The 17533-nt window shown below is 65.1% G+C and carries 13 protein-coding genes and 1 pseudogene; 6 read left to right on the plus strand and 8 right to left on the minus strand.

Annotated features, from left to right (window positions below; genetic code table 11):
* Positions 1 to 926, minus strand: a 926-nt coding sequence (locus ACK5IR_RS09850; RefSeq protein WP_416928382.1) for a cbb3-type cytochrome c oxidase subunit I, incomplete at its 3' end; no start/stop codon positions are given.
* 200 nt (positions 927 to 1126) lie between these two features.
* On the opposite strand from ACK5IR_RS09850, the gene ACK5IR_RS09855 reads away from it, so the two are divergent.
* Together ACK5IR_RS09855 and ACK5IR_RS09860 are read left to right on the plus strand one after the other, a co-directional pair.
* Positions 1127 to 1963: a universal stress protein gene (locus tag ACK5IR_RS09855; RefSeq protein WP_416928384.1), complete on the plus strand. Its 837-nt coding sequence runs from the start codon at positions 1127 to 1129 to the stop codon at positions 1961 to 1963.
* A 129-nt stretch (positions 1964 to 2092) separates the two neighbouring features.
* Positions 2093 to 3250 carry a PepSY-associated TM helix domain-containing protein gene (locus ACK5IR_RS09860; RefSeq protein WP_416928385.1) on the plus strand — a complete coding sequence of 386 codons (1158 nt, stop codon included), beginning with the start codon at positions 2093 to 2095 and terminating at the stop codon, positions 3248 to 3250.
* 58 nt (positions 3251 to 3308) lie between these two features.
* Here the strand turns inward: ACK5IR_RS09860 and fnrL are convergent, their stop codons facing one another.
* Positions 3309 to 4052 (minus strand): transcriptional regulator FnrL, encoded by a 744-nt coding sequence (gene fnrL / locus ACK5IR_RS09865; RefSeq protein ID WP_416928387.1) that lies wholly within the window; start codon positions 4050 to 4052, stop codon positions 3309 to 3311.
* Between the two features lie 64 nt (positions 4053 to 4116).
* Between fnrL and hemN the strand changes: the two genes are divergently transcribed.
* Positions 4117 to 5472, plus strand: a complete 1356-nt coding sequence (gene hemN, locus ACK5IR_RS09870; protein WP_416928389.1) for an oxygen-independent coproporphyrinogen III oxidase — start codon at positions 4117 to 4119, stop codon at positions 5470 to 5472.
* Between the two features lie 34 nt (positions 5473 to 5506).
* Here hemN and ACK5IR_RS09875 read toward each other — a convergent pair.
* The 5 genes and pseudogenes from ACK5IR_RS09875 to ACK5IR_RS09895 form a co-directional block, all read right to left on the minus strand.
* Positions 5507 to 7153: pseudogene (locus tag ACK5IR_RS09875) on the minus strand (ABC transporter ATP-binding protein).
* Positions 7150 to 8325: an ABC transporter permease gene (locus ACK5IR_RS09880; RefSeq protein WP_416928391.1), complete on the minus strand. Its 1176-nt coding sequence runs from the start codon at positions 8323 to 8325 to the stop codon at positions 7150 to 7152. Before ACK5IR_RS09880 ends, ACK5IR_RS09875 begins: the two are co-directional and overlap by 4 nt.
* Position 8326: 1 nt before the next feature.
* The gene (locus tag ACK5IR_RS09885; RefSeq protein WP_416928393.1) at positions 8327 to 9481 is read right to left on the minus strand and encodes a microcin C ABC transporter permease YejB; all 1155 of its coding nucleotides are present in this window, start codon (positions 9479 to 9481) and stop codon (positions 8327 to 8329) included.
* Between the two features lie 16 nt (positions 9482 to 9497).
* Positions 9498 to 11375, minus strand: a complete 1878-nt coding sequence (locus tag ACK5IR_RS09890) for an extracellular solute-binding protein (RefSeq protein WP_416928395.1) — start codon at positions 11373 to 11375, stop codon at positions 9498 to 9500.
* 207 nt (positions 11376 to 11582) lie between these two features.
* On the minus strand, positions 11583 to 12215 hold the full coding sequence (locus ACK5IR_RS09895) for a c-type cytochrome (protein ID WP_416928397.1): 633 nt from the start codon (positions 12213 to 12215) through the stop codon (positions 11583 to 11585).
* A 125-nt stretch (positions 12216 to 12340) separates the two neighbouring features.
* Between ACK5IR_RS09895 and ACK5IR_RS09900 the strand changes: the two genes are divergently transcribed.
* Positions 12341 to 13180 (plus strand): prephenate dehydratase, encoded by an 840-nt coding sequence (locus tag ACK5IR_RS09900; RefSeq protein WP_416928399.1) that lies wholly within the window; start codon positions 12341 to 12343, stop codon positions 13178 to 13180.
* A 3-nt stretch (positions 13181 to 13183) separates the two neighbouring features.
* Here ACK5IR_RS09900 and nudC read toward each other — a convergent pair whose 3' ends face one another.
* The gene (gene nudC, locus ACK5IR_RS09905; RefSeq protein ID WP_416928401.1) at positions 13184 to 14149 is read right to left on the minus strand and encodes an NAD(+) diphosphatase; all 966 of its coding nucleotides are present in this window, start codon (positions 14147 to 14149) and stop codon (positions 13184 to 13186) included.
* 232 nt (positions 14150 to 14381) lie between these two features.
* On the opposite strand from nudC, the gene ACK5IR_RS09910 reads away from it, so the two are divergent.
* Both ACK5IR_RS09910 and ACK5IR_RS09915 read left to right on the plus strand, forming a co-directional pair.
* Positions 14382 to 16364, plus strand: coding sequence for a bifunctional 2',3'-cyclic-nucleotide 2'-phosphodiesterase/3'-nucleotidase (locus ACK5IR_RS09910; protein ID WP_416928403.1), 1983 nt, complete (start codon positions 14382 to 14384; stop codon positions 16362 to 16364).
* Positions 16365 to 16547: 183 nt separating this feature from the next.
* Positions 16548 to 17533 (plus strand): DUF2235 domain-containing protein (locus ACK5IR_RS09915; protein WP_416928405.1); only part of this gene is annotated, 986 nt, incomplete at its 3' end.

Below are 17533 nucleotides of genomic sequence, written 5' to 3' on the forward strand. Positions count from 1 at the left end.
AGGAAGATCAGCGCCCAGAAGTGGATGATCGACAGCTTGTAGCTGAAGACCGGACGGTCCGCCTGTTTCGGCACGAAATAGTACATCATGCCGAGGAAACCGGCGGTCAGGAAGAAGCCCACCGCGTTGTGGCCGTACCACCACTGGACCATGGCGTCCTGCACGCCCGCGAACACCTGCACCGACTTGGCGCCGAAGATCGACACCGGCAGCGACAGGTTGTTCATGATGTGCAGCATGGCGACGGTGACGATGAAGCTCAGGTAGAACCAGTTCGCCACGTAGATGTGCTTTTCCTTGCGCTTCATGATCGTGCCAAGGAAGATCAGCAGGTAGATGACCCAGATCACCGTCAGCCACAGGTCGACGTACCATTCGGGTTCGGCGTATTCCTTGGACTGGGTTGCCCCCAGAAGGTAGCCGGTCGCCGCCAGCACGATGAAGAGCTGGTAGCCCCAGAACACCACCCAGGCGAGATTGCCGCCCCAGAGCCGCGCCGCCGAGGTCCGCTGCACCACGTAGAACGATGTCGCGATCAGGGCGTTGCCGCCGAAGGCGAAGATCACGGCCGAGGTGTGAAGCGGCCGCAGCCGGCCGAAGTTCAGATAGGGTTGTCCCCATTCGAAGTTCAACGACGGAAAGGCCAGCTGCCAGGCAATGAAAGTGCCCGCCAGAAAGCCCACCACGCCCCAGAAGCAGGTGGCGATAACGCCATAGCGCACGACACCGTCGAAATATCCGGTTGCCGCCGCCGGCGCTGGTTTCTCTTCGTCAATCTGCCGCACCGACCATACGAACGCCGCGCCTGCGGCGAGCATGATGATGATCGCATGCACGAGATAAGCTGCATCGCGCGCGTAGTTGGCTGCAAGCGCCGCAAAAAGCGCGACCAGCCCGTACGCCGTGATCTTGGCGTAATCCCACATGGTGTGTCCCTATGTTATTAATCTTGGGGAAACTCGCGCTCCCCCCCTTTGGTACCTTTTCCGCTTCTGATGGTACCGGGCAAGTATCGCTTTGATCTAGATCAATGTCGTCGCAGGCCCATAATGCGCGAAGTCAATGTGCGAAACGTGTGGCATCGGATACACTTCAACCGATGCGACAAAGGACAGGAGAGCACGACATGGCCTACAAGACGATCCTGACGGTGATCGCCGGGGGCAGTCTCGAAGATGCCGTTCTGGACGGGGCGAGCGCGCTGACGCGCGCCCAGGACGGACACCTCGAGATCATGGCGCTCGGGATCGACCATTCGACACCCGGTTACTACTACGCCGGAACGAACGCGCTGATCGAACAGGCGACGCTCGAACGCGCCCGGCAGGACGCAAGCGACTGCGAGGCCGCGGTGCGCGAGGCGATGAAGGGCGCCGATTGCCGCTGGTCGGTCGATTCGGCGCTGGCGCAGGTCGGCACCATCCAGACGCTTGTCGGAAACCACGCACGATTCGCGGATCTTGTCGTTCTTCCAAAGCCTTACGGGCGCGATCGTGGCGCCGCGCAGGAGGCGGTGATCGAGGCGGCGCTGTTCGCCGGGAACGTTCCGGTTCTGGTATTGCCGCGCGGCAGACAGGTCACCAGTCCGCGCAAGGTCGTCGTTGCCTGGAACCAGAGCGCCGAGGCGCTGGACGCCGTTCGTGCCGCCCTTCCGCTGTTGCAGCAGGCCGATCTGACCAATATCGTGATCATCGACCCGCCGCGCCACGGGCCCGACCGGTCCGACCCCGGGGGCATGCTGTCGCAGATGCTGTCGCGTCACGGTGTCAAGGTCGAGATCTCGGTGATCGCCGGCACGATGCCGCGCACCGCCGACGTGCTCGAACGGCATTGCGAGGATCAGGCGGCCGATCTGCTGGTGATGGGCGCCTATGGCCATTCGCGCTTCCGCGAGGCGATCATGGGCGGGGCGACGCGGGACATGCTCGAAGCGGCCTCGATTCCGGTCTTCATGAGCCACTGAGCGGCGGAAGGCCGGCATCACCTGCGACGCTGCACCGCAGCACCGGTTGATGGAAGATCGTCTTTTCGGTGACGGAAATCGCCGCGCGGCGCGTTGAGACGGCAAACCGCACCAGTTGGGGAGCCCGTCATGTCGTTTCGCCGTGTCGTTTTCTGGAGCCACCTTGTCGTCGGGGTAGCAGCCGGTCTGGTGGTGCTGATGATGTCGGTCACCGGGGTGCTTCTGACCTACGAATTGCAGATCGCCCGCTGGGCGGCAACACCCGTCCTGCCCGCCAGCCAGTCCACCGCGCCGCTCGGCGCAGACCGGCTTGCCGCACTCGCCCTGGCCGAAACCGGCGGCAGGGCGACGGCGCTGCGCTACACCAACGATCCCGCCACACCCGTCGAGGCCACATGGGGCCGGTCCGACGGGATATTCCTCGATCCCGCCTCGGGCGCGGTTCTGGCCGAGGGCGGCGCGCGAACCGAGGCGTTCTTCGGTTCGGTCATGCAACTGCACCGCTGGCTGGTGCCGCTTTTCGGGCGCGAGACCGGGGCTGCCGTCACCGGGGCGGCAAACCTGGGGTTCCTGTTCCTGCTCGTCTCGGGCATCTACCTCTGGTGGCCGAAATCGTGGAAGTGGCGGATCGTCCGCAACAACATGTTGTTCCGCCGCAGCCTGCCCAACGCCAAGGCACGCGATTTCAACTGGCATCACGTCTTCGGTTTCTGGGCGCTGGCTCCGCTGTTCCTGATCGTGTTGTCGGGGGTGGTGATCAGCTATCCGTGGGCGAGCAGGCTCGTTTTCGCCGCTTATGGCGAGGCAGCGCCGGCAGGCCACGGCCGCCCCGGCGGACCGCAGGGCGATGGCGTGCAATCGCTCACCCTCGCTGAAAACGGTGTCGGGCTGCAATATGTGTTCGATGCCGCCGCCGCGCATACCCCTGACTGGAACCGGATATCGCTTGCCCTTCCGACAGGGGGCAGCGAAAGCGTCGATGTGACGGTCGATACCGGCACCGGCCGCCAGCCGACGCGCGAAACCACCCTGACCTATGCCCAGTCCGACGGCAGCCTGCTGAAAGAAACCGGCATCGCCGATCGTTCGCCGGCGATGCGGGCGCGGATGTGGTTCCGGTTCGTCCACACCGGCGAGATCTATGGCCTGGCCGGGCAGACCATCGCGGGGCTGGCCTCGCTGGCGGCGGTATTCATGGTCTATACCGGGCTGGCGCTCAGCTATCGCAGGCTGATCCGGCCGCTCTTTCGCAAGCCACCCACGGCGAAACGGCGCCCGGCTGAATAGCGGGCAGCCGGGACCGGCCACCCGGCTTCGCCTGCGCGGCGCGATCCGGCGCCGCCCGTCAGACCGGCAGCCCGCCGTCGGTGTCGTCGCCGGTCTCCTGTATCAGCCGGCGGAAATCGGGTACCACCACATGGCGCTTGCCCGCCAGTTCGATCACCCCCTCGCGCCGCAGCGCCGAGATCTGACGGCTGACCGTTTCGAGCGTCAGGCCGAGATAATCGGCCATCGCCTCGCGCGTCAGCGGCAGGTCGAACTCCATCATTCCGCCGGACGCGCCCGGTTTCAGCAGCGTGTCGCGCCGGGCGATGATCGCCAGCAGCGAAGCGATCTTCTCGCGCGCCGTCTTGCGGCCCAGAAGCAGCATCCATTCGCGCGCCGCATCCAGTTCGTCGAGCGTCATCTCAAGCAGACGCTGGGCAAGATGCGGTGTCGCCCCCAGCAGAAGCTCGAACGGCCGGCGCCGGAAACAGCACATCACCACTTCGGTGGTCGCGGTGACATCGTAGCTTGCGGTATCGCGCCCGGGCCTGCCCATGAAATCCGATGGCAGAAGCATCCCCACCATCTGGGTGCGCCCGTCCTCGAGCGTCTGGCTCAGCGTCGCGATCCCACTGACCAGCGTGGCGACGAAATCGAGCCGGTCGCCCGTCCAGGCAACACTCTGTCCGGCCTCGAAGGTGCGGTAATACTTGATCTCCTCCAGCAGGTCGAGTTCGTCGGGGTCGCAGCGCGAACAGACCGACCTGTGCCGGATCGGACAATCCGCACATTCCAGATTAGCCAGTTCCAAACCCATCATCATAATCCGCGCGCCTTCTTGATCTTAATCAAGGTCCTGTCAGCATCCCGACCATACATGTGTGCGCATGGAAACGGTATCGCAACTCGCGAGGCTGGGGCTATTCGACGCCAAGGTTCCTCGCTACACCAGCTATCCCACCGCTCCCCACTTCAAGGGCGATGTCGGTCCCGATCAGTTCTCGGACTGGACGGCAGCGTTGCCGCCAGACTCGAAGATATCTCTATATATACATATTCCGTTCTGTCGAAGGCTTTGCTGGTTCTGCGCCTGTAGGACGCAGGGCACGGCCACTCTTTCGCCCGTTGCCGCCTATCTCGAGACGCTGAAGGCCGAAATCGCCCTGCTCGGCGCCGCATTGCCGCAGGGCGTCCGGCTTTCGGCCCTGCACTGGGGCGGCGGCACGCCGACGCTGCTGTCGCCCGGAATGATGACCGATCTGGCGCGGACGGTCTTCGCCACGATCCCGATGGCCGAGGATGCGGAATTCTCGGTCGAAATCGACCCGTCCGAGATCGACGACGCGCGGCTCGACGCGCTGGCCGAGGCCGGCATGACCCGCGCCTCGATCGGCGTTCAGGATTTTGACCCCGAAATCCAGAAGATCATCGGTCGCGAACAGAGCTTCGAGGTGACCCGCGCCGCGGTCGAGGGCATCCGGGCGCGCGGCGTGACCAGCCTGAACACCGATATCCTCTACGGACTGCCGAACCAGAGCCGCGCCCGGATCACCGAAAGCGTCCAGAAGCTGCTGTCGCTCTCGCCCGACCGGGTGGCGCTCTACGGCTATGCCCACGTGCCGTGGATGGCGCGGCGGCAAACCATGATTCCGTCCGACCTGTTGCCCACCCCTGAGGAGCGGCTTCAGCTGTTCGACACCGCGCGCCGGCTGTTCCTGTGGGACGGCTACGACGAGATCGGGATCGACCATTTCGCGCGCAAGGGCGATTCGATGGCGGCGGCGGCGCAGGACCGCACGCTGCGGCGCAATGTCCAGGGCTACACCGTCGATCCGGCACCCGCCCTGATCGGGCTTGGTGCATCGGCCATATCGCGCTTTCCACAGGGCTATGCGCAGAACCTCGCCGGGACGGGCGACTATACCCGCGCGATCCGCGAGGGCCGTTTCGCCACCGGCCGCGGCCATGCCTTTGGTGGCGAGGATCTGCTGCGCGCCCGGATGATCGAGACACTGATGTGCAGCTTCAGCATCGACCGCGAGGAAATCCTGCGCGACTGGGGCGGCAGCGCCAGGCAGATCGATGCGATGTTCGACGATGTGAAACGCGCCTTCGGCGAGTTCGTGACGATCAGCCACCGCGGTCTTGACATCCCGGTCGAGGGGCGGCCGCTCACCCGCATGATCGCCCGCGCCTTCGACGCCTACCAGATGGACAAGGCCGGCCACAGCCACGCGATCTGAGACCGCCGCAACATGCCCTGAAGGCAGCCGGTGTTCAGCCCGCCACCGCTGTCGCATCGGCAAGGTTGAACGCCGCAGCGATAAGCTCGCGGGTATAGGCGGTTTGCGGCGCGTCGAAGATCTCGCGCGTCGTGCCGCTTTCCACCACGTCGCCCTGCTTCATCACGATCACCTTGTGCGCCAGCGCACGCACGACGCGCAGGTCGTGGCTGATGAACAGCTAGGCGTGCCGGTGTCTCTCCTGCAGGCGGCGCAGCAGATCGACGATCTGCACCTGCACCGTCATGTCCAGTGCCGAGGTCGGCTCGTCGAGCACGACCAGCCGCGGTCGCAGGATCATCGCGCGCGCGATGGCGATGCGCTGGCGCTGCCCGCCCGAGAATTCGTGCGGGTAGCGGTCCATCATCGCCGGATCGAGCCCGACCTCGTCCATGATCCCGGCCACCAGTTCGCGCGGGCGCAGGGTGCTGTCGATCCGGTGCACGCCCAGCCCCTCGGCAATGATCTCGCCCACGTTCATCCGCGGGCTCAGGCTGCCGTAGGGATCCTGGAAGACGATCTGCATGTGCTGGCGCAGGTCGCGCAGTGCGCCCTGCGACCGCCCCTGCACGTTGTCGCCCAGAAAGACGATCGGCCCCTGCGAGGGAATCAGCCGCATGATCGCCAGCGCCAGCGTCGTCTTGCCCGAACCGCTTTCGCCGACGATCCCCAGCGTCTCGCCCGCCCGCACCGACAGGGTCGCGTCGTTGACGGCCTTCACATGACCCACCGTCCTGCGCAGGAAACCGCGCTGGATCGGGAACCAGATGCGCAATCCGTCGGTCGAAACGACCACTTCGGGGTCGCCCGCGACCGGCGGCATGGTGCCCTTCGGTTCGGCGGCCAGCAGCTTTTTCGTATAGGGATGCCGCGGATTGGCGAAGATTTCCCCGGTTGGCCCAGCCTCGACAATCTCGCCGTCCTTCATCACGCAGACCCTGTCGGCGATCTTGCGGACAATGCCCAGATCGTGGGTGATGAACAGCAGGCTCATCCCTTCGGACTCTTTCAGACCTGCCAGCAGTTCGAGGATCTGCGCCTGAATAGTGACGTCGAGCGCGGTGGTCGGTTCGTCGGCGATCAGCAGGTCGGGCCCGTTGGCCAGCGCCATGGCGATCATCACCCGCTGCCGCTGGCCGCCCGAAAGCTGGTGCGGATAGGCGCCGAGGCGGCTTTCGGCATCGCGGATACCCACCTTGCCGAGCAGGTCGAGCACGCGCGCGCGCGCCGCGTCGCCGGTCAGCCCCTGGTGCAGTGCCAGCGATTCCGCAAGCTGCCGCTCGACCGTGTGGAGCGGGTTGAGCGAGGTCATCGGCTCCTGAAAGATGAAGCTGATATCGTTGCCGCGCACCGCGCGCAGCGCATCCTCGGGCGCGCCGATCATCTCGCTCCCGCGGTATTCAATGGACCCGGTGGTCTTCGCACTGTCACCCAGAAGCGATACCGTCGAAAGGGCGGTGACGGATTTGCCCGAGCCGGATTCGCCCACCAGCGCCACGGTCTCGCCCGCACCGACCTCGAACGAGACGCCCCTGACGGCCGGAACGTCGCGCCCGTCCTGACGGAAGGAAACCCTGAGGTCCCGCACCGAGAGGATCGGGGTTCCGGCCGGCAGGCCGCTGCTGTTCCCGGCCGGGTTCATTGAAAGGTCTTTCTCGGGTCGAAGGCATCGCGCACGCCCTCGAAGATGAAGACGAGCAGCGACAGCATGATCGCGAAGACGAAAAAGGCGGTAAAGGCCAGCCAGGGCGCCTGAAGGTTCTGCTTGGCCTGCAGGGTCAGCTCGCCCAGCGACGGCGCCGAGGCGGGCAGGCCGAAGCCCAGAAAATCGAGCGCGGCGAGCGAACCGATGGCGCCGGTCACGATAAAGGGAAGCATGGTGACGGTGGCGACCATGGCATTGGGCAGCATGTGGCGGAACATGATCTTCCAGTTGGGAACGCCAAGCGCCTTTGCGGCGCGGACATATTCCAGATTGCGCGCACGCAGGAATTCGGCCCGCACCACGCCCACCAGCGCCGGCCAGCCGAAAAGGATGGACAGGACCACCAGCAGCCAGAAACTTCGGCCGAGCACCGCGAACATGATGATGATGACATAGAGCGACGGGGTCGCCACCCAGATCTCGATCAGGCGCTGGAAGACGAGGTCGATCCAGCCGCCGAAATACCCCTGGATCGCCCCGGCGACGATCCCGACCACCGAGGCAAAGGTTGTCACCAGCAGCGCAAAGATGACCGACAGCCGGAAACCGTAGATCACCCGGGCCAGAACGTCGCGCGTTGCGTCGTCGGTGCCCAGCCAGTGCACAGAATCGGGTGGCGACGGCGCCGGCTGGCTCAGCGTGTTGGGCGTGTTGTAGCCGAAGGGCACGACGGGCCAGATCATCCAGCCGGTCGCGATCGCCTCGCCGTCGAATTCGGCCGCGCCGCCCTCAACCGCCGCGACGATGCCCTCGGGATCGTCGAAGCAGCCATCCAGACCGCCCGAGACGATCAGGCACTGCACCTCGATATCGCGATAGACCGCCTCGGTGGGAAAATCGCCGCCAAAGGCCGTCTCGGGGTAGAAATTGCGCACCGGAAAGTAATAGTCGCCGCGGTAGCTGACGAGGATCGGTCTGTCGTTGGCGATGTACTCGGCAAAGAGCGACAGGAAGAACAGCAGGCCGAAGACGATCAGCGACCAGTATGCGCGGCGGTTGCGCCTGAAATTCCGCCAGCGGCGCCGGTTGAGCGGCGACAGGCCGAAACGGCGCCGTTTCGGTGCCTGAACGGCGGCTGTCTCGGTCTGGGGCGTATCCGTCAGCGCCATCTCACACCTGCCGGCTTTCGAAATCGATGCGGGGATCGACCAGCACATACATCATGTCGCTCAGCACCCCGACCAGAAGGCCGATCAGGCCAAAGAAATAGAGCGTGCCGAAAACCACCGGATAATCGCGCGCCACCGCCGCCTCGAAACCCAGCCGCCCCAGCCCGTCGAGCGAGAACATGGTCTCGATGATGATCGAGGCGCCGAAAAAGACCGACAGGAACGCCGCCGGAAACCCGGCGATGACAATCAGCATCGCGTTGCGGAAGACATGGCCGTAAAGCACGCTGCGCTCCGACAGGCCCTTGGCCTTGGCGGTGATCACGTATTGCTTCTTGATCTCGTCGAGGAAGGAATTCTTGGTCAGCAGCGTCAGCGTGGCGAAGCTCGAAATCGTCGAGGCGACCACCGGCAGCGTGATGTGCCAGAAGTAATCGGCGATCTTGCCGAAGAAACTCAGCTGATCCCAGTTGTCCGAGGTCAGCCCCCTGAGCGGAAAGATCTGCCAGTAGGAACCGCCCGCGAACAGGACCAGAAGCAGCAGGGCGAACAGGAAACCCGGGATCGCATAGGCGACGATGATCAGCGCGCTGGTCCAGGTATCGAAACTGCTGCCGTCGCGCACCGCCTTGCGGATGCCCAGCGGGATCGAGACGACATAGGCGATCAGCGTCGACCACAGGCCCAGCGTGATAGACACCGGCATCTTCTCGATCACCAGATCGACGACCGAGATCGAGCGGAAGTAGCTCTGGCCGAAATCGAAGTGCAGGTAGTTGCCCATCATGGTGAAGAACCGTTCGGCAATACCGATCTTCTCTTTGGTACAGGCGGGATCGGCGATGTCCGGCGTGCCGGTGTAACCGCTTTCGCAGACGATCCGGGCGAATCCCATCTCGATTTCCAGCTTGTCGAGGAAATCCTGCGGCAGGCCGCGCGCACCGTAATAGCTGTCCTGCCCGCCGCCTCCCATGGTTGCCGCATCGCCGCCACCGCCCGCGATACCCTGGAAAACGTCGCCCTCGCCCTGGACCTGGGCGATGATCTGCTCGATCGGGCCGCCCGGAATGAACTGCACCAGCGCAAAGTTGATCAGCATGATCCCGAACAGCGTCGGAACGATCAGCAGCAGCCGGCGGAGGATATAAGCGCCCATGAGGTTCCGGGCCGATCTAGCGCAGGGCGCCCGCGGCACGCAGGGCTCCGGCCTTCTCGGCGTCGTACCACCAGAAATCGAGCTGGCCGAGGCTGTAGGGCGGCAGGGTCTCGGGGTGGCCGAACATGTCCCAGTAGGCGATCCAGTAATTCGCCTTGTACCAGGTTGGCACCATCAGCCGCGCCTGCCGCAGCACGCGGTCGATGGCGCGGATGGCGATCTTCATCTCGTCCAGCGTTCTCGCGTCGATCAGCCGTTCGATCAGCGTATCGACCGCCTCGGAACTGTACCCGGCGGGGTTGAACAGGCTGTATTCGGCATCTTCCGAACCGAAGCGCTGCGAGATCCCCAACGCCTCCTCCGGGCCGTTCTGGTAGCCGTCATAGACCATGTCGAACTGGTGATCGCGCTCGAGGTTGGTGTATTGCGCCGGGTCGACCCGGTTGTAGACCGCGTTCACCCCCAGTCGTTGCAGGTTCGAGACATAGGGCTGGATGATGCGGTCGAAGCTGGGGTTATAGGCCAGAAACTCGATATCGAGCGTCTTGCCGTCCTTGCGCAGCATCCCGTCGTCGCCGACGATCCATCCGGCCTGCTCCAGCAGTTCCGAGGCCCTGCGCAGGTTGCCGCGATCCATCTGGCGGCTGCCGCTTTCGTGCGCCAGCACCGCCGGTCCGGTCAGGATTTCCGGCGCGATCGCATCGCCCAGCGATTGCAGCAGCGCCAGTTCGGCTCCTTCGGGAATGCCCTGCGCGGCCAGATCGCTGTTCTCCCAGTAGGAACTGCGCTGTTCGAACAGCCCGTATTGCAGCGTCTCGTTCGTCCATTCGGAATTGTACATCAGCGACAGCGCCTCGCGCAGGCGCGGGTCGGCGAACTTGTCGCGGCGCAGATTGAAGACGAAGCCGGTCGAGGCCGGGATATTGCCGTCGGGCAGGGTCGTCACCCTGACCCAGCCCTTTTCGGCAGCCGGAAACTCATAGGCGGTCGCCCATTGCAGCGAACTGGTCTCCTCGCGGAAAGTGTAGACGCCGGCCTTGAACGCCTCCATCGCCGCGTTGGCATCGGCGAAATACTCGACCCGGATCCTGTCGAAATTGAACCGTCCACGGTTGATCGGCAGGTCCCAGCCCCAGTAATCGGGGTTGCGGGCGTAGGTGATGCGCCGGTTCACATCGTAGCTGTCAAGCTGATAGGGCCCCGATCCCGGCGGAATCTCCATGCGCGATTCATCCAGACGGGCGCCGGTTTCGTCGAACCAGTGTTTGGGGAAAACGATGGTGGCGCCCGCCTGCGAGATCAGCCCCTTGCGCGGCACACCCTGCCGGAAGGTGAACTTCACCCGCCGCTCATCCAGCGCCTCGACCTTCTCGTAAAGCTGCTTGACCGCCTGAGCGAAGGACGGCAGCCCCTGTTCGAGGAACAGATCGACGGTGAAAACCACATCCCCGGCCGTCACCGGGGTGCCGTCGGCAAAGCGCGCCTCGGGGCGCAGGGTAAAGATCACCCAGTCCTGGCTTTCGGGGTATTCGAGCGTCTCGCACAGCAGGCAATAGGCGCCATAGGCGTCGTCCGCCACGTCCGAAAGCAGCCGTTCATAGGGGATGGACGACAGATTACCCGCCCGCCCCTTGCGGGTGAACGGGTTCATGCTGTCGAAGGTGCCCTGCGCCCAGACCGAAATCTCGCCGCCCTTGGGCGCATCGGGGTTGACGTAATCGAGATGCGCGAACCCTTCGGGATATTTCATCCCGCTTTCGGCATAGGTCGAGAAACCGTAGGAGGTGACTATATCGTCGGGCGCCGCCTGCGCCTGCCCGGCCACTGCCGCAATCAGGACGCCGGCCAGAACTGGCCGCATACGGCGCAGCAGAGCGGAAATCGGGTCTGTCATCTCGATCGGCATCCTCGATGGGTGCGGCTCCGCACCGGATTTTGCGACAGGCTAGAGAGACCGGCGGCCGGCTACAAGGCGTGTTCGGTTGAATGTTCGTGAACGGGGCCATCCGCGCCGTGCTGGTAGCCCCAAATGCCAGCGCCCGCGACCTTTGTCGCGGGCACAATGGTTTCGAAACCGCCGACAAGGCAGCGGCGCGGCCCGTCAGCTGCCGGGGTTCTGGAGATAGGCGATCACGTCGGCGCGGTCCTGCTCCTTCTTCAGCCCGGCAAAGGACATCTTGTTGCCCGGCGCAAATCCCTTCGGATCGGCGAGATATCCGTCGAGATGCTCGGGCGTCCAGACATCCACCACCTTTTCCAGCGCCCCGGAATAGGCGAAGCCGTCGACCGAATCGACCGTCCGGCCGATAATGCCATGCAGGTTCGGACCGACCTTGTTCACACCGTCGTCGGTGGAATGGCAGGCCTGGCATTTCTTGAACACCTTGGCGCCATTGGCCGCATCGCCGCTTGCCATCTGGGGTGCCGCGCCGGCGTCGGCGGCGGGCGCAGTGGCCTGATCGCCGGCCGATGCAACCTGTTCGGCGGCGGCCGGCTCGGCGCCCTCATCCGCAGCGGGTGCGGCGGTATCTTCCGCGGCCGGGGTGCTTTCCTCGGCGGCCGGTGCTTCTTCTTCCTCGGGAAGCGCGATCACATAGGCGCGCTCAACGCCGTCCTCGCCGTGTTCCGCGTGGGGGGCATAGATGGCATCGGCCGCCCATGAACCAAGCAGATAGATCAGCAGCGCGCCACACAGGGCACCAACGGTCTTGGTCATTGTCATCGTGTCGATCATGTCGCATCCCGCTAAATGGTCGTTTCGCGCATCTATCATGGTTCCGGTGCGCCGGCGCAAGTTGTCATTTGCGCGTCACTCCGCCATATCGTCGCAGAATATCAGGATACCCGAACGGTCGCCCAATGACAAACCGCCCACGCATCGCCTTTCAGGGAGAACCCGGCGCCTATTCGCACCAGGCCTGCCGCGACGCCCGCCCCGGCTACGATCCCCTGCCCTGCCATACCTTCGAGGAAACGATCGAGGCGGTGCAGCGGGGCGAGGCCGGCCTGGCGATGCTGCCGGTCGAGAACTCGACCTATGGCCGGGTCGCCGACATCCACCGGTTGCTGCCTGAAAGCGGCCTGCACATCGTCGACGAGGCGTTCGTGCGCGTTCACATCAGCCTGATGGCGCTGCCCGGCGTTCACATGGACGAGATCGAACTGGTGCGGGCGCATCTGGTCCTGCTGCCGCAGTGCCGCGGCTTTCTCGACCAGTTCGGCATCCGGGGCGAGGCGGCGGCCGACAGCGCCGGCGCCGCCGCCGATATCGCCGGGCGCCAGTTGCGCAACGTCGGCGCGCTGGCTTCGGATCTCGCCGCCGAAACCTACGGGCTCAACATCCTTGCGCGCCATATCGAGGATCAGGACCACAACACCACCCGCTTTCTCATCATGGCCCGTCAGCCAGACCTGACGAGGCGCGGCAGCGACGGGATGATAACCACCTTCGTCTTCCGGGTGCGGAACATCCCGGCCGCGCTCTACAAGGCAATGGGCGGCTTTGCCACCAACGGCGTAAACATGACCAAGCTGGAAAGCTACATGGTCGACGGCAGTTTCTCGGCAACCCAGTTCTATGCCGATATCGAGGGTCATCCCGAGGATCGCAACGTCCAGCTTGCGCTGGAGGAACTGGATTATTTCACCGACCGGCTCGATATTCTCGGCGTCTATCCTGCCGATCCCCGCCGGCACTGACCGCTATATCCTGCCGGCGAGCCATCGTTCGAGGATGAAATGCGCCAGCGCGCCCCGGCGCGCGCCGCGCATGCGGGGGTGTTTGCCGGCGAAGACCTCCAGCATCTCCTCGCGGCTGACCCACAGCGCCTCCTCGATCTCGGTCGGGTCGATCCCGATCCGCCGGTCGAGCGCCCGCCCGCTGCAACCGATCATCAGCGATGCCGGAAACGGCCAGGGCTGCGAGGCGACATAGCCAACCTCGCCCACCGGCACGCCGGCCTCCTCGAACACCTCGCGCCGCACCGCCGCCTCGACCGTCTCGCCCGGCTCGACGAAACCGGCAAGCAGCGAGTACATGCCCTCGGGCCAGCCCGGACTGCGCCCCATCAGAACCGCGTTTCCGTGCGTGACCAGCATGATCACCACCGGATCGGTGCGCGGAAAATGCGCCGCGCCGCAGGCATCGCAACGCCGCTGCCAGCCACCCTGGGCCGGAACCGAGGGCGCGCCGCAGCGGGCGCAGAACCCGTGGCCGGCATGCCAGGCCAGAAGCCCCCGCGCGGTGACGGCCCGCTCGCCATCGCCGGGCGCCAGCCGCGCCATGACCGAGCGCAGTTCGGCGAAACGGTGATCCGCCGGCAGGCAGGGAAAATGCTGCTCGCTGGTGTCGAGGAAGCTTTCGGCCGCGGCGGCATCCTGCCTCTCCGGTTCCCACGACGAAACGTCCACGGCAAACCACGGCGCTCCGTCGTGAAACCCCAGAAAGACCGGCGGCTCCGCGGCGTATTCCAGCACGGCCGAACCCCGCGCGAGCGGAACCAGCGAAAGCTCCTCATCGCCGCGCAGAAGCGGCTTCAGGCGCCACATCGCAAGAAAGCGCGCGTCCGCGCGAGCTTCGAGCCGCGCCAGCGCCGCCGCATCGGAGCGGATCGCCGCCGCCCGGTCGAGCCCCGAGCTTCCGAATGTCACGGTTTCAGAAAAGTGCATTCCGGCTCCTCCGCCGCCCGGCCATGGCCTGGCCCATGCGGCTTGTCGCATGGAGGCACAGGCGCGGCAACCGGTCAGCGCAAGCGATTGCCCTGACGCGATTTTTTTACGATCCGACCGTCATGGAAAGTGATTCCGGTTTGGAATCCGGAAACAATCGGTATATCGAATGTGTCATTGTGATATCGTGGCGCCACCTGACCAACGACCCTCACCGTTGCGGAGCGCCACGATGTCGAAAACAACCGAAACACTGTTCACGTCGCGCCGGGAGTTTCTGGCGCGGTCTCTTGGCGGGGCTTCATTGATCGTCTTGCACCCCTTCTCTGCCGGGGCTGCCGCCAGTCAGGCGCATCTGCGGATCATGGAGACGACGGACCTGCATGTGCATGTCTATCCCTATGACTATTATTCGGATCATCCGGTCGATACCGTCGGGCTGAGCCGCACCGCCTCGATCATCGCGGCGATTCGAAGCGAGGCGACGAACTCGCTGCTGGTGGACAACGGTGATTTTCTCCAGGGCAACCCGATGGGCGATTACATCGCCTACGAGCGGGGCATGAAGGACGGCGACATGCACCCGGTGATCGCGGCGATGAACACGGTCGGCTTCGACGCCTCGACACTGGGCAATCACGAGTTCAACTACGGGCTCGGTTTCCTGGAGAAATCGCTCGCCGGGGCTGCGTTTCCCGTCGTCTGCGCCAATATCGCGACACGGCTGGGAACCGGACCGCGCCAGGACGATACCCTGTTGCCGCCCTATATGATCCTCGACCGGCAGATCTCCATGGGCGACGGTGCGGTTCATCCCATCCGCATCGGGCTGATCGGATTCGTGCCGCCGCAGGTGATGAACTGGGATCGCCAGCACCTCGAAGGCAATGTCGCGGCGCGCGATATCGTTGCCGCCGCCGAAGCCTGGGTACCGCAGATGCGCGAGGAGGGCTGCGATGTGATCGTCGCCCTCAGCCATTCCGGCATCGGCAGCGCAACCCGCGCCGAGATGATGGAAAACGCCTCGGTTCCGCTGGCCGCCGTCGCGGGGATCGACGGCGTGATGACGGGCCATTCGCACCTCATCTTCCCCTCGCCCACTTTCGCCGGGTTCGAGGCCGTCGATGCCGAAGCGGGCACGATCCACGGCAAACCCGCGGTCATGGGGGGCTTCTGGGGGTCGCACATGGGGTTGATCGACCTGCTGCTGGAGCGGGACGGCAACAAATGGCGCATCGTGGGCTTCGATACCGATGCGCGCCCGATCTCGCGCCGCAACGAGGACCGCTCGATCACCCCGCTGGTCGGCGACGATCAGGCGGTGCTCGATTCGGTCGCCGATATCCACCAGCAGACGCTCGCCTATGTCCGGCGCCCCGTCGGCAGAACCGACGCGCCGCTCTATTCCTATTTCGCGCTGGTGGCCGACGACCCCTCGGTTCAGATCGTCTCGAACGCCCAGCTCTGGTATGTCGCCCAACTGCTGAAGGGAACCGAACACGCGGCGCTGCCGCTCCTGTCGGCCGCGGCGCCCTTCAAGGCCGGCGGCCGCGGTGGACCGGATTATTACACCGACGTGCCAGCTGGCGACATCGCCATCAGGAACGTGGCCGATCTCTATCTTTACCCCAACACGGTGCGCGCGGTGCGCATCAACGGCGTGCAACTCAAGGGGTGGCTGGAGCGGTCTGCGGGCATGTTCAACCGGATAGAACCCGGCAGCGCCGACGCGCCGCTGCTGAACCCGGACTTTCCGTCCTACAATTTCGACGTGATCGACGGGGTGAGCTATCGGATCGACCTCGGCCAGCCGTCGCGTTTCGGCCCCAAGGGCGAGGTGGCAAATCCGGATGCCAGCCGGATCGTCGATCTGGCCTATCGGGGCCAGCCGGTGACCGACGACATGGAATTCGTCGTCGCGACGAACAATTACCGGGCCGGCGGCGGCGGCGACTTTCCCGGCGCCTCCCCCGAGACGACAATCCTCGAAGCACCGGACACCAACCGCGACGTCATCGTCCGCTACATTATCGACAAGGGCACCATCAGCCCGAGCGCCGATGCCAACTGGGCCTTTGCGCCCATGCCCGGAACAACCGTCCTGTTCGAGACCGGGCCGAAGGCGGCCGCATATCTCGGCGAAATCAAGGCCCTGAGCATCGAGCCGGCCGGCGAGGGCACGGGGGGATTCGCGCTCTACCGCATCGCGCTCTGACCGGAACGCCTCGCGCCCGGGCGGGCGGCGGCACAACTTTTTGCGCGTGGAGCCTCGCCGGGCTGGAACCACGGCATCCGGCATGCAACATTCGGGACAGGCAGGAAGCCGCAGTCGTCGGAAGGGCGGGACAATCCGGGACGGATTTGCCATGCTCCGGAAACGCCCGGGAACCGGAAACCAATGAGGCTCGAACGTCAGTTTGCAGCATGGCGGCGGTTGCGCCGCCGGAACCGGCACCGCGAGTCGGCCGTTGCCAGCCGCTTGCGCGGACCGGTGACCCATGTCGTTGTGCTCGACGGCACCATGTCCAACCTTGTGCCGGGGCAGGAGACCAACGCCGCGCTGACCTACAAGCTGCTCGCCGGCGAGGGACCGCGCGCCGGCCTGTCGCTTTACTACGATGCCGGGGTGCAATGGGCCAACTGGTCCAGCACCGGGCAGGTCATCACCGGGCGCGGCCTGAACCGCAAGATCCGCGCCGCCTATGGCTTTCTGGCATCGCGCTACCGTCCGGGCGACCGCATCTTCCTGTTCGGATATTCGCGCGGCGCCTTTGCCGTCCGCTCGCTTGCCGGATGCATCGACCGGATCGGCCTCCTGACTGCGCGCAACGCCACCGTCCGCAACATCCGCCAGGCCTATCGCCACTATCAATACGCGCCGCAATCGCCCGCCGCGCACGAATTTACCCGGGCGCTCTGCCACATCGACGTTTCGATTGAGATGATCGGGGTCTGGGACACGGTCAAGGCACTGGGCCTGCCGCTGCCGCTGCTGTGGCGCTTCGTACAGCCGGCCCACGCCTTTCACAACCACATGCTCGGCGCGCATGTCCGGCGCGGCTATCACGCCCTTGCGCATGACGAGACCCGCATCGCCTTTGCCCCCGAATTGTGGGAAACCACCGCCGACACGCCGGGCGATATCGAACAGCGCTGGTTTCCCGGCGCGCATGGCGATGTCGGCGGCCAGCTTGGCGGCTTCGAAGCGGCGCGCCCGCTCGCCAATCTCTCGCTGGTATGGATGCTGGACAAGGCCGAAGGCGCCGGGCTCGACCTGCCTCCGGGCTGGCGGGGGCGCTTTGCCTGCGATGCCGGCGCACCGTCGGTTGGCACGTGGCGCGGCTGGGGCAAGATGTTCTGGTTCCGCCATCGCCGCCGCATCGG

Source organism: Tropicimonas sp. (genome assembly GCF_047971885.1).
Classification (GTDB): Bacteria; Pseudomonadota; Alphaproteobacteria; order Rhodobacterales; family Rhodobacteraceae; genus Tropicimonas.

Coding starts and splice junctions, on each gene's coding strand:
- ACK5IR_RS09855 (WP_416928384.1), top strand. CDS start 1,127: ATGGCCTACAAGACGATCCTGACGGTGATCGCCGGGGGCAGTCTCGAA.
- ACK5IR_RS09860 (WP_416928385.1), top strand. CDS start 2,093: ATGTCGTTTCGCCGTGTCGTTTTCTGGAGCCACCTTGTCGTCGGGGTA.
- fnrL (WP_416928387.1), bottom strand. CDS start 4,052: ATGATGATGGGTTTGGAACTGGCTAATCTGGAATGTGCGGATTGTCCG.
- hemN (WP_416928389.1), top strand. CDS start 4,117: ATGGAAACGGTATCGCAACTCGCGAGGCTGGGGCTATTCGACGCCAAG.
- ACK5IR_RS09880 (WP_416928391.1), bottom strand. CDS start 8,325: ATGGCGCTGACGGATACGCCCCAGACCGAGACAGCCGCCGTTCAGGCA.
- ACK5IR_RS09885 (WP_416928393.1), bottom strand. CDS start 9,481: ATGGGCGCTTATATCCTCCGCCGGCTGCTGCTGATCGTTCCGACGCTG.
- ACK5IR_RS09890 (WP_416928395.1), bottom strand. CDS start 11,375: ATGACAGACCCGATTTCCGCTCTGCTGCGCCGTATGCGGCCAGTTCTG.
- ACK5IR_RS09895 (WP_416928397.1), bottom strand. CDS start 12,215: ATGATCGACACGATGACAATGACCAAGACCGTTGGTGCCCTGTGTGGC.
- ACK5IR_RS09900 (WP_416928399.1), top strand. CDS start 12,341: ATGACAAACCGCCCACGCATCGCCTTTCAGGGAGAACCCGGCGCCTAT.
- nudC (WP_416928401.1), bottom strand. CDS start 14,149: ATGCACTTTTCTGAAACCGTGACATTCGGAAGCTCGGGGCTCGACCGG.
- ACK5IR_RS09910 (WP_416928403.1), top strand. CDS start 14,382: ATGTCGAAAACAACCGAAACACTGTTCACGTCGCGCCGGGAGTTTCTG.